The sequence below is a fragment of the Pseudomonas sp. 58 R 12 genome (assembly GCF_900005865.1).
GTDB classification, from domain to species: domain Bacteria; phylum Pseudomonadota; class Gammaproteobacteria; order Pseudomonadales; family Pseudomonadaceae; genus Aquipseudomonas; species Aquipseudomonas tritici.
In genome coordinates, this window is the sequence record NZ_CVTP01000015.1 from 156320 (window position 1) to 168607 (window position 12288).

Consider the following 12288-nt stretch of genomic DNA (forward strand, 5'->3'; position numbering starts at 1 on the left):
AGTTGTGAGGTTTTTAGCGCTCTCTTTGCAGACGGGCGGCATTATACATGTGATGCCCTACTCTAAAGAGGGCAATTTCCCCAGAGACGACGCGCGCGATGACCGGTGAGATCAACCTTCCTACGCTTCCACCTGCTACTGCGGCCGGGCCCAGCCTTGCGCCTGCGGCCGGTGAATTGCTGAAACTGCTGGAGCCGCAGATCGGCTTGATCGACCCCGGGAAAACCGCGAACGCCGAAGTGATCGCCCTGAAACAAGGCGGTGAAGCCTTTCAGTTGCTACTCAAATTGACCTTGGAAGGTGGCCGCCAGACCCTGGTGCAAGCCAGCAGCGCCCAACCCTTGCCGCTGGGCAGCAATGTCGCGGTCAGCCAGACGCCCGCCGGCAACCTGACGCTCAGCCTGCAGCAGGCCTTGAGCGCGAATGTAGCCGCCCTCACCCGCATCGATACCAATCAGATGCCGGTGGGCACGCTGTTGCAGGCCAAGGTGCTGACCACCCAAATGCTGCCCCAAGGCACGGCGCAACCGGCGATTTACCGCTCACTGGTGACCGTGCTCAACAGCGCACTGACGGGCGCCACCCTGACCGTGGAAAGCCCGCAGCCGTTGCGCGTCGGCAGCCTGCTCAGTGCCGTGGTGCAGAACGCGCAAACCTTGAATTTTGTACCCTTGAGCGGGCTCAAGGATCAGTTGGCCGTCACGCAGCAACTGTCGACCCAACAAAGTCGCCAAGGCTCGCTGGATGCGGTGTTCACTGCGCTGCAAAACCTGCCGCGCGGCGACAGCACCTCCGCCAACCTGCGCGCCGCCGCCGACCGTTTGCTGGCCGCCTTGCCGGATTTGGCCCAGGTCAGCAACCCCAAGGTGCTCGCGCAAGTCATCCAGAACAGCGGGGCGTTTCTTGAAGCCAAGCTGCTTGCCGGGCAAAACCCGCAAGTTCCCCCACTGGACATGAAAGGTGCCTTGCTGCGCCTGGTCGCGGACTTGTTGCCCGCCCTGCCCGCCAGCACCAACCTGAACGCCATCCTCGCCGCCAATACCCTGGCCCAGGTGCTGCCCAACTTCGTACGCAGCCCGCTGAACACCCTCGGCCAAGTCAGCGCCCGACAGCTGCCCGCTGGCTTTCCGCTGCCCGAACGCCTGATGGCCAAACTGGAAGGCGAAGGCGACCTGGAAAACCTGCTGCGCCTGGCCGCCGGGGCTATCTCGCGCTTGCAAAGCCATCAACTGTCGAGCCTGGAGCAGACCGGCACCACCGCCGACGGTCGCCTGCAAACCACGTGGCAGTTGGAAATCCCTATGCGCACCCTGCAGGACATCGTGCCCTTGCAGGTCAAGTTCCAGCGCGAAGAACCGGCGCCGGACAAAGACCAGCCCGAACGCAAAGACAAGAAGGACGCCAAACAGATGCTCTGGCGCGTCGAGTTGGCGTTTGATATGGAGCCACTGGGGCCGTTGCAGGTCCAGGCGCAACTGAGCCAGGGCAAACTGTCCAGCCAACTGTGGGCGACCCGGCCATTCACCGCCAGCCTGATCGAAAGCCACTTGGGCAACCTGCGCGAACGCCTGGTGACCTCGGGCCTCAACGTCGGCGACCTCGACTGCCACCTCGGCACCCCGCCGCGCGGGCCCAAAACCGGATTGGAGCAACGCTGGGTGGATGAGACCGCATGAAAAACCCAAGCCCACCGCGCCAGGCGATTGCCCTCAAGTACGACGGCCAGCAGGCACCCAACCTGACGGCCAAGGGCGATGATGCCCTGGCCGAAGCGATCCTGAAGTTGGCGCGGGAAAATGAAGTGCCCATCTATGAAAACGCAGAGCTGGTGAAGCTGCTGGCGCGCATGGAGTTGGGCGACAGCATTCCGGAGGAGTTGTACCGCACGATTGCCGAGATCATTGCGTTTGCCTGGACGTTGAAAGGCAAGTTTCCGGTGGGGTATGACCCGCATGCGGGGCCGGTGGAGCGCGACGTGACCGAACGTGGGGATGACTACTGAATCAGCCGGGCATCACACCGGCCAACACGCGGGCCGCGACCGACGTGGCAACGGGCTTGCGCTGCGCATGCTGCTTCAACGCCTGCTCGAACGTCTGCCCCTCGTACCGCCGCAATGCTGCACCGAACGCGCTGGCCTGAGCCGGCGGAAGTGGAGCAGTGAAGGCCTCGATGAACTGCGCGTTAATGACGGTGTTGCGAACATTGTCTATCTCCGCCTTGATGGAACGGCTATCTCGGGCAGTAACATGATCGAACAGGACCTGATCCTTGATCACAAACGCCTTCGTACCTGGTGCGCGCTGGGCGACGAGCACGTTTTGCTGACCGTCCCAGGCCGACAGTGAATACTCTTTGAGCCTGCCCTGATTGCTCTTGACCGACTCGATACTCTGGCCACGATGCTCCAGACCCGCACTGAAAAACTGGCTCAGGACATTGAAGTCCATCACCGCCTCATCCGTCCCACGTTTGAGAATCCGGCAGCACAAGGTCGCCAGGTCCACCTGGATATCATGGAAATGCAGCTTGGGCGCTTGGCTCAAACGTGCGACATCGGCGATCTTCTGATTGAAGTCATTTGGCCACAGGTACAACGCGTCCCGCGTCAATGGCTGCCCCAAGCGCTTTTCCATAGGCCCCATGAACTGCTGAACCAGTGCCGCGCCCTGATCATGCACTTGCAGCATGCTGGTACCGGGCATACGGTTCTGGATCATATTCTTCACAACATCGGTGTTGAGCGCGAACTGGCCAGTCAGAAAGGTGGTTTTACCCGCTGACGGCGCACCGCGAACTATCGAGACATCTTGCGACACGGCAGGTGCCTGGTCGTGGAGGATTGACTGGAACTGCGTCAGGTACTTCTCTGCCAACTGCGCCGTCAGATTTTTCAGGATGTTGGCATTGAGGCTTTCCACCTCAGGCAGCCAGACGTTTCTTTTGCCCAGAGCCTGCGCCAGTGTTGGCATACTGCTGTCAGCCGCAGCCGGGTTGGACCAGCCCAACCGCTCGTTATCCTGCAGCCGTTGCAACTGCCCTGGGTTGCGCGTCAACGCCTGCCAGGAAGTAATATTCGGATCGGCGATCATGCAGGCAAGTCGCTCTCGATAATTGTCCTCGGAAGGCGGCCGGCCAATCAATTCGCTCAAGACCCTACGCGCATTGGTTGAATTGATTGAGGCTGCAGTGAGCATGCCGGGCTCGGCGTAAACGGGCGCCTCCACGCTATTAATGGATGTAGCACGTTGGATAGTCATCGTCAGTCCTCCAGTTAACCAGAACTCGGCAAATTAGCCTGCCCGCTCAGGTTTACTCATAGGACTTTTCTTGAGCGTCAGTCAGCCACCGATGAACTGCGCGTCAGCCCATTACTTCACTCAAAGGAATGAAGTTGACCCGGTCGCCAATCGTCAATGTCGTGCCTTCCAACACCTCCACAAACCCTTGCGCCCACGCCGCACTGCGCAGCACGCCGGAACTCTGGTTGCGATAGATGATCGCCTGGCCCTGCTCGATACGCCCGCGCAGGTATTCGCGACGATTGCCCGGTTTGGGCCACACGAACCCCACCGGCACTTCAAAGCGCAGCGGCTCGACATCTTGCACGCCTTGACGGCGCAACAAATAAGGGCGCGCTAGCAGCGCAAACGTCACCAGCGTCGAGGCCGGATTGCCCGGCAGGCCGATCACCGGCACGCCTCGGAAGTGGCCGAAGGTCAGCGGCTTGCCTGGCTTGATCGCCAGTTTCCACAGCGCCAGCTCACCCTCTTCACGCAGGGCAATGCCGAGGAAGTCCGCCTCGCCTACCGACACACCGCCGGTCGACAGGATCAGGTCGACATTGCCCAGATCGGCCAGGCGAGTGCGGGTCCGGTCCAAGTCATCGGGCAGGATGCCGGCGTCGATCACTTCGCAACCCATGCGCGCCAGCCATGAGCAGAGCACGCCACGGTTGCTGTTGTAGATCTGCCCCGGCCCGAGCGGCAAGCCCGGCTCGATCAATTCATCGCCGGTGGACAACACCGCCACACGCGGTCGGCGTACTACTGCCAGGCAATCACGGCCAAGGGAAGCGGCCAGGCCCAGCTCAATCGGGCCCAGGCGCGTGCCGGCCGTTAACACAAGCTCGCCTACGGTGGTTTCCTGGCCTTGGGGGCGGATGTTCTGATCGATGTGCAGGGCTTCGGTGAAGCTCACGCGCTCGTCGGCGTGAACCACAGCGTTTTCTTGCATTTCCACACAGTCAGCACCTTCGGGAACCGGCGCGCCGGTGAAGATCCGCGCGCAGGTGCCGGTGGCCAGGGGCTGTGGCGACTGACCTGCGAAGATGCGCTGGCTCACTGCCAACGGTTCACCGGTCCAGTCCGCCAAGCGCACGGCGTAACCGTCCATGGCGCTGTTCGGCCAAGGCGGCAGGTCGAGCGTAGAGATCAGGTCCTGGGCCAATACACGGCCATCGCAGTCAGCCAGGGGCAGCGTTTCCTGCTCGCGGATCGGCGCGGCTTCGGCCATCGCCAGCAGTTTTTGCAAGGCCTCTTCCACCGGCATCAGGGCGCCGGTCTTGCCAGGCTTACCCACGGGATTCACAAGGCTCGGCCTGCTTCAGGTGCGGTACGAAGTTGCACGGGCGATGACGGTTGTCCAACTGCTCGGCGAGGATGCCATCCCAGCCGGTACGCACCGCATTGGTGGAACCCGGCAGGCAGCACACCAGGGTGCCATTGGCCAAGCCTGCCAATGCGCGAGACTGCACGGTAGAGGTGCCGATATCAGCCACGGATATCTGGCGGAACAGCTCGCCAAAACCGTCGACCTGTTTATCGAGCAGGCAACTGACGGCCTCAGGCGTGCTGTCACGGCCGGTGAAGCCGGTGCCGCCGGTGATCAACACCACTTGCACCACGTCTTCGGCGATCCAGTGGGCGACTTGGGCGCGGATTTTGTAAAGGTCGTCCTTGAGCAGCACGCGCTCGGCCAGGGTATGGCCAGCGGCGGTGAGACGGTCGACGAAGACCTGGCCCGAGGTGTCGGTGTCCAGGGTGCGGGTGTCACTGACGGTCAATACAGCGATATTCAGGGGTACGAAGGGCGCATCTGCCTTGGCGTTCATGGCACGGTCCGGTTGTCGAAGGAACAGCCCGATGTTATATCACAGGCCCCCCTTTTGCTGCCGTTGCGGAACCGCCATGCCTATCGACTCATCCCCCCTGCCGTGTTCGATCCTGCTGCTATCCGGTGGGCGCGGGCAGCGCATGGGCGGCCAGGACAAAGGCCTGTTGGATTGGCGTGGCCAGCCCTTGATCGCGCATCTACAGAGCCTGGTGCGACCGCTCACGGATGACCTGATCATCTCGTGCAACCGCAACCCGCAACAGTACGCCGTCTATGCCGACCAACTGGTGAATGACGACAGCCCGGACTTTCCCGGCCCGCTCGCCGGTATCCGTGCGGGACTCGCCGCCGCGCGCCACGCGCACCTGCTGATATTGCCGTGCGATGTACCGCATATCGACGCCCGATTGCTCGCCGACCTGCGGCAGACAGCGCAGCGCAACCCGCTACTGCCAGTGATGGTGCGCCATGGTGAATTCTGGGAACCCTTGATCTGCATCATCCCTACCCACCTGCAAACTGAGGTAGAACAGGCATGGCGTGCGGGTGAACGCAGCCCACGCAAGATCTTCCTGCAACTGGGTGGCGTGGGACTGGAGTGCCCGGCGGATGACCCGCGACTGGCCAACCTTAATACGCCCGAGCTGTTACAGACGCTGTCGGGCATGTCAGAATGAACCTCGCATCAGGAACTTTGTCGGCGCCGCACGCGTCACAAGGTCAGCAATTAAAAAGTATTCTCTCGGAGACAAACTCATGACTCAACGGACCATCGCCGCTCTCATGCTTGCACTGGGCCTCGCCACCCTCGCCGGTTGCGCCTCGCCGACAGTGATCACCCTGAATGACGGTCGCGAAATCCAGGCCGTCGACACCCCGAAATACAATGAAGATTCGGGTTTCTACGAATTCGAACAACTTGACGGCAAGCGCACCCGCATCAACAAAGATCAGGTTCGCACCGTTAAAGACCTGTAAGTCTTAGCGTTTGCCACAAGGCCCGCCTCGCGCGGGCCTTGTCGTTTCCGAGGGGTTACCAGTCCAGGGTGATCTCGCTGCGGAAGCTGCGCTCTACGCCGGTGACCGGGTCGATAAAACGCACGCCCTGGGCCAGCAGCTTGAGTGGGTTGGCGTAGTCGTCCACCGCGTCCTTGATCACATCCGGGTAGAACGGGTCGTTACAGATACTCGCGCCAAGTGCGGCCATGTGCACACGCAACTGGTGCTTCTTGCCGGTCACGGGAAACAGGCCGTAGCGCCATAGATCGCCATTCTTTTCGCGCACTTCCACAGCCGTTTCAGTGTTGGCGGCGCCAGACCCCTCCTGCATACGAAAGAACGGCTCGCCATCGACCAGGCGGCTTTTATGCACCCTGGGGAACGCCAGTTCAGGCAAGGCCGGTGCGATGGCCTCGTAGAATTTATCGATCTTGCGCGTGGGAAACAGTTGTTGATACGCGGAGCGGCTGGCCGGGTTGGCCGAGAACAGCACCAACCCCGCCGTATGCCGATCGATGCGATGCAAGGGCACCAGCGATGGATTGTCGAGGCGGCGAATCAGGCGCCGCAGCAGGGTTTGCTCGACATATTCACCGGCCGGGGTCACGGGCAGGAAATGGGGTTTGTCTGCCACCACCAGGTGCTCGTCGGCGTACAGGATGGTTTCCTGTACGGGGATGATTTTCTCGTTGGGCACTTCGCGGAAGTAATAGATGCACAGCCCTTCCTTGTAGGCCAGGTCCTGGCTGATCGGGCTGCCGTTGATATCCAATACGCGGCTGCGGGCGATGCGGTCCAGCCAATGTTCACGGCTGATCGCCGGGAAGTGTTCGCACAGGCAATCCAGCACCGTCGCCCAAGGGCCCGGTGGCAAGTACAACGTACTGGCTTGATGCTCGGAGGCGATAAAAACAGAAGTGGACATGCAGATGCTCAAGCCTTGGGAAAACCGGCAGGCATTATCCCGCATTGCGCGGGATTGAGCCTAGGGCGAATCTCAGGCCTTGGCCAACGCGGCCCGCAGAACCTTCGAGGCACTGGCGGCGTCGGTGAACTCCTTGAGCCAGCGCAGCACGTCCACCGCTTCCCAGCGGCCCGGGTCGTACAACGCGTACAACAAGCCCTGGTAACCCACCACATCCAGCTGCTTGTGATAACCGGCGCGCTGGAACAGCGCCTCGATCTCGGCGAAGCAAGTATTGAAATGCACTTTATTAAACGGCGTCTTGCCTTCCGTGACCAGGCCGTCAAGGCGCAGCTCGTTCACCGCGTCGCGCACGACATCGGCGGACATGCGATTGACGCTGCTTTTCAGTTGTTCAACATTCACCACGGGCGTTCCCTCTATTCAATCGCTGTACAAACATACAGTAACGTAATAATCGGAAACCTGCCATCGCATAAAACTCAGCGAAGGAAGGCGACAACCTGTTGTGTGTCGAATGGCCAATCCAGTTCCGCCCCGGTGTCTACCCGGCGAAGCACCGGGATCCGCAGGCCGTAGGCTTCGGTCAGGTCTTCGGGGTCGGTGATATCCACCAGTTCCACCAGCAACCCGTGTTCGACGAGCGGCATGATTTCGGCTTCGGCGATTTCACAAAGATGGCAACCCAGGGTGCCGAATAACTGGCATTCAGGAAGCATGGCAATGGACCTGGTCAGAAAACAGGCCACCATTCTAAGCTCGGTTACGGCCTCTCGCCCACCCTCACTAAAACCCTGACCCAGGTCACCATGGCGTATAACTGATTCGGCGATTCTCGCGGCTTTTTGCCTGCCCCCTAGCAACGGAGATGCGTGTGTTTGCCAACCTGCTGATCATTTTGGCCTCATCCCTGGTGGTGATTGCGCTGTTTCGCCGGTTGCGATTGCCGCCCGTGCTGGGCTACCTGTGCGTCGGCCTGGCCGTGGGGCCCACCGCGCTGGACTGGGTGAATGACAGCGAGGACCTGCCCGACCTCGCCGAACTCGGTGTGGTGTTTCTGCTGTTCTCCCTGGGCCTGGAATTTTCCCTGACCAGGATGCTCGCCTTGCGCCGTGTGGTGTTTGGCCTGGGCAGTTTGCAGGTGCTGGGGTGCGCAGTACTGCTGGGCGGATTATTGATGGCCTTTGGTGTGGCGCCGGGCATCGCCCTGTTGCTGGGGGCCGGGCTGGCGTTGTCATCCACGGCGATTGTCAGCAAGGAGCTGACCAGCCTTGGTGAAATCTTCAGCAGCCACGGCCAGAACGCGATTGGCGTGTTGCTGTTTCAGGACGTAGTGGCGGTGTTGCTGCTGACCCTGGTGCCGGTGTTTGCCGGCACCGGTGAGCAAGCCTGGTACCTGGCGCTGCCGCTGACACTCGGCAAAACCGTGTTCTTGTTTGTCGGCCTGCTGCTCGCCAGCCGTTGGCTGTTGCCGCGTTTGTTCCGCGAGGTCGCCGCCTCCCATTCGGCAGAGCTGTTTGTGCTGCTGGCGCTGGTGATTGTGTTGCTGACCGCCTGGCTCACCCACCTGCTTGGGCTCTCCCCTGCGCTGGGTGCGTTCCTCGCCGGCATGTTGTTAGGGGAAAGCCACTACCGCCATCAGATCGAGGCGGATATCCGCCCGTTTCGCGACATCTTGCTGGGGCTGTTTTTCGTCAGCATCGGCATGCTCATCGACCTGCAACTGTTCGTCAGCCATAGCCTGCTGATCCTCGGCATGACCCTGGCATTGATGGTGGCCAAAGGCTGTGTGGTCGCCGCGCTGGTCAAGCTGCGTGGCAGCGACAGTGAAACCGCCTGGCGCAGTGGCCTGGCCCTGGCCCAGGGTGGCGAGTTCTGTTTTGCGTTGATGGCGCAGATGCAGCAAAGCCGTCTGATCCCGGATGAATTCAACGGCCTGCTGCTCGCTGCCACGTTCTGTTCGATGTTGCTGACGCCGCTGCTGTTGCGCGCCGCACCACGCATTGCCCTGCGCCTGCACCGCAAGCCCAACCAGCAAGTGCAGTTGGAAGAAATCACCGCGCTGAACGCCGAGTTGCGCGGGCACGCAGTGATTTGCGGGTATGGACGCGTAGGCCAATCCATCGGACGTTTCCTGCGCAATGAGCAACAGGCGTTTATCGCCCTGGATGACGACCCGGAACGGGTCCAGGAAGCCACGACCGAAGACAGCAGCGTGCATTACGGCGATTGCCGGCGTGGTGCCCTGCTCAGTGCAGTCGGCCTGGAGCGTGCACGGTTGGTGGTGATTGCGGTGGACAACAGCGACGTTGCCTTGGTGGTGTTGAAAGAAGCGCGCCGGATCAACCCCGAAGTGCCGATTCTGGTGCGCACCCGCGATGACAGCCAACTGGCCGAACTGAAAGCCGCGGGCGCCAATGAAGTGGTGCCCGAGCTGTTGGAGTCGAGCCTGATGCTCGCCTCCCATGCCTTGATCCTGCTAGGCCTGCCGGACCAACAGGTACAGGCGCGTGTCGATGAAGTGCGGCAGAACCGCTATCACCTGCTGCACGGTTTTTACTCGCACCCGAACAACGCAGAAGAGGCGCCGATCAATCCTGACTGACCGCGCCGATCTTGTGGATCGACAGGTCCGCGCCGTAGTACTCCTCTTCCTGGCTCAGGCGCAGCCCGGTCACGCGCTTGATCACGCCGTACACCAACAGGCCGCCGGCCAGCGCCACCAGCACACCGAGGGCGGTGCCGATCAACTGGCTGATCAGGCTGACACCCCCCAGCCCACCGAGGGCGGTCTGGCCGAAAATGCCACAAGCGATGCCGCCCCACACCCCGCACAGGCCGTGCAACGGCCACACACCCAGTACGTCGTCGATCTTCCAGCGATCCTGGGCCGCGATGAAGAACCACACGAACACACCACCGGCGACTGCCCCCGTGACCAGCGCGCCCACCGGGTGCATCAGGTCGGAGCCCGCGCAGATCGCCACCAGCCCGGCCAATGGACCGTTATGCAGGAAGCCTGGGTCATTGCGACCGATGACCAGGGCCGCAACCGTGCCGCCGACCATGGCCATCAGCGAATTGACTGCCACCAGGCCACTGACGCCGTTTAGGGTTTGCGCGCTCATCACGTTGAAGCCAAACCAACCGACGATCAAAATCCACGAGCCCAACGCCAGGAACGGAATGCTCGACGGCGCAAACGCTACCAGGCGCCCGTCGCGGTAGCGCCCATTGCGCGGGCCAAGCAACAACACCGCCGCCAGCGCCAGCCAGCCGCCCATGGCGTGCACCACCACGGAACCGGCAAAGTCGTGGAAGCTGGCGCCAAAGGTCGCGAGCAGCCACGCCTGCAGGCCGAAATTGCCGTTCCACACCATGCCTTCGAAAAACGGGTAGATAAACGCCACGATCAACGCCGTTGCACAGAGCTGCGGCGCAAACCGCGCACGCTCGGCGATACCGCCGGAAATAATCGCCGGGATCGCCGCCGCGAAGGTCAGCAGGAAAAAGAACTTCACCAACCCATAACCATGATCGGCACTGATCACAGCGGCCGGTTGCATGAAGCTCACACCGTAGGAGATCCAATAGCCTATAAAGAAATAGGCCAGCGTGGAAATGGCGAAGTCGCTGAGGATCTTCGACAAGGCGTTGACCTGGTTTTTCTGGCGCACGGTGCCCACTTCCAGGAACGCGAAGCCGGCGTGCATGGCCAGCACCATGACCGCACCGATCAGGATAAACAGGGTATTGGAACTATGGACGAGGGTGTCCACTGCACTTTGCAGATTTTCCATGGAGGTTGGCAGGCCTGTAATAAAGGCAAAAAGCACCAAAGCGGTTCAAGCCAGGGTTGCGCGCACTAAATTGGCACCGCCGGCCCCACCCCTCTACAGAGGATGTGAACCGCTTTAGCGCAGCGATCAACACAACAGGCCGTTGCCGAAAGGGTTTTTCCGCGGGTTTCAGTTATTTAGGGTAAGGTTTTTCAAGGCATTGCCTAAAGCCGCCCGGATTCAGCGCAAGCCCCGGGGCCTGCGCACCAAGGCAAAGCAAAAGCTGTACCAGACAATTGCACTGAACCTTCACCGATGCCGGTGACTCGAAACCACTACGTATCGAACCGACGTACCGATCAGCCAATCACGGAGATAACCATGGCCAGAAGAACTGCAAAGACTGCTCAAGAAATATTGATGGCGGATTTTCAAACCTTGGTGACTGACACCGAACGGTTGCTGGATGACACCAAGGTGCTTGCCGGTGACCAGGCCGATGAGCTGCGTGCGAAGATTCATGACACGCTGCTGCAGGCCCGCGAAACCCTGAAACAGACCGAAGAGTCCCTGCGCGAACGTGGCCAGGCGGCGGTCACCGCCACTGAAGATTACGTGCAGGCCAACCCTTGGCAGTCGGTGGGCATTGCCGCCGGCGTGGGCTTTCTGATCGGCCTGTTGGCCACAAGGCGCTAATCATGTCTATCGGCGAAACTGGCTCGTCCACGGGCACTACCTCAAGACGTTTGGGCGCGGCCGTGTTGGGCTTGCTGCACAGCCACGTCGAATTGTTTGGCATTGAATTGCAGGAACAGAAGGCCCGCACCGTCAGCCTGCTGCTGTTTGCCGGCCTGGCGCTGGTGTTTGCGCTGCTGTTGCTGGTGGGGCTGTCGACCTTGGTGATGATCCTGGTGTGGGACACCGGCTACCGCCTGACCGGGATCATCTGCCTCTGCGTGTTCTACACGCTGGCCGCAGCGTTCTGCGGGGTACGCTTGAAAGCGGCGGTGTTCGATGAGTCCACGCCGTTCCACGCCACCCTCGAAGAGCTGGCCAATGACCGGGAGCGCCTGCTGCCATGACTCAACTACCGACAAACACCTCACGGCGGGAAATGCGCAAGGCGTTGATTCGCCTGCGCATGGAAATGCACCGCCAGGAGATTCGACACGAATCCCAGCAATTGATGTCGCCCTTGAACAAGGTGCGCAACCTGGGCCAGAACTTTCAGGACGGCCTGGGCATCAAGCACGCGCCGCTGTGGGGCGTGGCCGCTGTGACGCTGATGGGCTTCTTTACCGGTAAGGGCGCCAAGGGCGGCGGTATCGGCAGCCTGACGCGCATGGTGCGCCTGGGCGCCGGCTTGATCCCGCTGATCAAACTGGCCATGCAGGGTTCATCGCGCAAAGGTTGAGCCTGGCTGGCTGCATTCTTGCTAACAGAATCGGCCCGACCCTCGTTTTCGAGGGC

Annotated in this window: 15 protein-coding genes; 8 read left to right on the top strand and 7 right to left on the bottom strand. The window is 61.2% G+C overall.

Annotated elements, in window-relative coordinates:
• Nucleotides 1-98: 98 nt before the first annotated feature.
• On the top strand, nucleotides 99-1676 hold the full coding sequence (locus BFP95_RS09135; RefSeq protein ID WP_065872703.1) for a flagellar hook-length control protein FliK: 1578 nt from the start codon (nucleotides 99-101) through the stop codon (nucleotides 1674-1676).
• A complete protein-coding gene (locus BFP95_RS09140) occupies nucleotides 1673-2002 on the top strand; it encodes an EscU/YscU/HrcU family type III secretion system export apparatus switch protein (protein ID WP_065909891.1) in 330 nt (109 codons plus the stop codon). The genes BFP95_RS09135 and BFP95_RS09140 overlap by 4 nt, the downstream gene beginning before the upstream one ends.
• Before the next feature lies 1 nt (nucleotide 2003).
• Here the strand turns inward: BFP95_RS09140 and BFP95_RS09145 are convergent, their stop codons facing one another.
• The 3 genes from BFP95_RS09145 to moaB form a co-directional block, all read right to left on the bottom strand.
• Complete coding sequence (locus tag BFP95_RS09145) at nucleotides 2004-3260, bottom strand: hypothetical protein (RefSeq protein ID WP_139114655.1); 1257 nt, start codon at nucleotides 3258-3260, stop codon at nucleotides 2004-2006.
• 103 nt (nucleotides 3261-3363) lie between these two features.
• Complete coding sequence (gene glp / locus BFP95_RS09150) at nucleotides 3364-4590, bottom strand: molybdopterin molybdotransferase MoeA (protein WP_065909893.1); 1227 nt, start codon at nucleotides 4588-4590, stop codon at nucleotides 3364-3366.
• Complete coding sequence (moaB, locus tag BFP95_RS09155; RefSeq protein ID WP_048729884.1) at nucleotides 4574-5113, bottom strand: molybdenum cofactor biosynthesis protein B; 540 nt, start codon at nucleotides 5111-5113, stop codon at nucleotides 4574-4576. The genes glp and moaB overlap by 17 nt, the downstream gene beginning before the upstream one ends.
• 76 nt (nucleotides 5114-5189) lie before the next feature.
• Here moaB and mobA point away from each other — a divergent pair, with 76 nt between their 5' ends.
• Both mobA and BFP95_RS09165 read left to right on the top strand, forming a co-directional pair.
• A complete protein-coding gene (gene mobA, locus BFP95_RS09160; RefSeq protein ID WP_065872707.1) occupies nucleotides 5190-5792 on the top strand; it encodes a molybdenum cofactor guanylyltransferase MobA in 603 nt (200 codons plus the stop codon).
• Between the two features lie 79 nt (nucleotides 5793-5871).
• Nucleotides 5872-6093 (top strand): YgdI/YgdR family lipoprotein, encoded by a 222-nt coding sequence (locus BFP95_RS09165; RefSeq protein ID WP_010211805.1) that lies wholly within the window; start codon nucleotides 5872-5874, stop codon nucleotides 6091-6093.
• Nucleotides 6094-6148: 55 nt separating this feature from the next.
• Here the strand turns inward: BFP95_RS09165 and BFP95_RS09170 are convergent, their stop codons facing one another.
• From BFP95_RS09170 to BFP95_RS09180, 3 genes are all read right to left on the bottom strand, one after another.
• On the bottom strand, nucleotides 6149-7039 hold the full coding sequence (locus BFP95_RS09170; RefSeq protein WP_065909894.1) for a pseudouridine synthase: 891 nt from the start codon (nucleotides 7037-7039) through the stop codon (nucleotides 6149-6151).
• A gap of 72 nt (nucleotides 7040-7111) precedes the next feature.
• Nucleotides 7112-7447 (bottom strand): transcriptional regulator, encoded by a 336-nt coding sequence (locus BFP95_RS09175; protein WP_065872709.1) that lies wholly within the window; start codon nucleotides 7445-7447, stop codon nucleotides 7112-7114.
• Between the two features lie 74 nt (nucleotides 7448-7521).
• Nucleotides 7522-7758 (bottom strand): glutaredoxin family protein, encoded by a 237-nt coding sequence (locus BFP95_RS09180; RefSeq protein WP_065882540.1) that lies wholly within the window; start codon nucleotides 7756-7758, stop codon nucleotides 7522-7524.
• 149 nt (nucleotides 7759-7907) lie between these two features.
• Between BFP95_RS09180 and BFP95_RS09185 the strand changes: the two genes are divergently transcribed.
• Nucleotides 7908-9644 (top strand): cation:proton antiporter, encoded by a 1737-nt coding sequence (locus tag BFP95_RS09185; RefSeq protein ID WP_083207091.1) that lies wholly within the window; start codon nucleotides 7908-7910, stop codon nucleotides 9642-9644.
• Here BFP95_RS09185 and BFP95_RS09190 read toward each other — a convergent pair.
• The gene (locus BFP95_RS09190; RefSeq protein ID WP_065872710.1) at nucleotides 9631-10839 is read right to left on the bottom strand and encodes an ammonium transporter; all 1209 of its coding nucleotides are present in this window, start codon (nucleotides 10837-10839) and stop codon (nucleotides 9631-9633) included. The two genes, BFP95_RS09185 and BFP95_RS09190, sit on opposite strands and share 14 nt — an antisense overlap.
• A 360-nt stretch (nucleotides 10840-11199) precedes the next feature.
• Here BFP95_RS09190 and BFP95_RS09195 point away from each other — a divergent pair, with 360 nt between their 5' ends.
• The 3 genes from BFP95_RS09195 to BFP95_RS09205 are packed head-to-tail and all read left to right on the top strand — an operon-like array spanning nucleotide 11200 to nucleotide 12232.
• A complete protein-coding gene (locus BFP95_RS09195; protein ID WP_065872711.1) occupies nucleotides 11200-11514 on the top strand; it encodes a DUF883 family protein in 315 nt (104 codons plus the stop codon).
• 2 nt (nucleotides 11515-11516) lie between these two features.
• A complete protein-coding gene (locus BFP95_RS09200) occupies nucleotides 11517-11900 on the top strand; it encodes a phage holin family protein (protein ID WP_033901397.1) in 384 nt (127 codons plus the stop codon).
• Nucleotides 11897-12232 (top strand): hypothetical protein, encoded by a 336-nt coding sequence (locus tag BFP95_RS09205; protein ID WP_065882429.1) that lies wholly within the window; start codon nucleotides 11897-11899, stop codon nucleotides 12230-12232. The genes BFP95_RS09200 and BFP95_RS09205 overlap by 4 nt, the downstream gene beginning before the upstream one ends.
• Nucleotides 12233-12288: the final 56 nt, after the last annotated feature.

What these genes read in the sequence shown, in the direction of transcription:
- BFP95_RS09135 (WP_065872703.1), top strand. Translation starts at nt 99, where the DNA reads ATGACCGGTGAGATCAACCTTCCTACGCTTCCACCTGCTACTGCGGCC.
- BFP95_RS09140 (WP_065909891.1), top strand. Translation starts at nt 1,673, where the DNA reads ATGAAAAACCCAAGCCCACCGCGCCAGGCGATTGCCCTCAAGTACGAC.
- BFP95_RS09145 (WP_139114655.1), bottom strand. Translation starts at nt 3,260, where the DNA reads ATGACTATCCAACGTGCTACATCCATTAATAGCGTGGAGGCGCCCGTT.
- moaB (WP_048729884.1), bottom strand. Translation starts at nt 5,113, where the DNA reads ATGAACGCCAAGGCAGATGCGCCCTTCGTACCCCTGAATATCGCTGTA.
- mobA (WP_065872707.1), top strand. Translation starts at nt 5,190, where the DNA reads ATGCCTATCGACTCATCCCCCCTGCCGTGTTCGATCCTGCTGCTATCC.
- BFP95_RS09165 (WP_010211805.1), top strand. Translation starts at nt 5,872, where the DNA reads ATGACTCAACGGACCATCGCCGCTCTCATGCTTGCACTGGGCCTCGCC.
- BFP95_RS09170 (WP_065909894.1), bottom strand. Translation starts at nt 7,039, where the DNA reads ATGTCCACTTCTGTTTTTATCGCCTCCGAGCATCAAGCCAGTACGTTG.
- BFP95_RS09180 (WP_065882540.1), bottom strand. Translation starts at nt 7,758, where the DNA reads ATGCTTCCTGAATGCCAGTTATTCGGCACCCTGGGTTGCCATCTTTGT.
- BFP95_RS09185 (WP_083207091.1), top strand. Translation starts at nt 7,908, where the DNA reads ATGCGTGTGTTTGCCAACCTGCTGATCATTTTGGCCTCATCCCTGGTG.
- BFP95_RS09190 (WP_065872710.1), bottom strand. Translation starts at nt 10,839, where the DNA reads ATGGAAAATCTGCAAAGTGCAGTGGACACCCTCGTCCATAGTTCCAAT.
- BFP95_RS09195 (WP_065872711.1), top strand. Translation starts at nt 11,200, where the DNA reads ATGGCCAGAAGAACTGCAAAGACTGCTCAAGAAATATTGATGGCGGAT.
- BFP95_RS09200 (WP_033901397.1), top strand. Translation starts at nt 11,517, where the DNA reads ATGTCTATCGGCGAAACTGGCTCGTCCACGGGCACTACCTCAAGACGT.
- BFP95_RS09205 (WP_065882429.1), top strand. Translation starts at nt 11,897, where the DNA reads ATGACTCAACTACCGACAAACACCTCACGGCGGGAAATGCGCAAGGCG.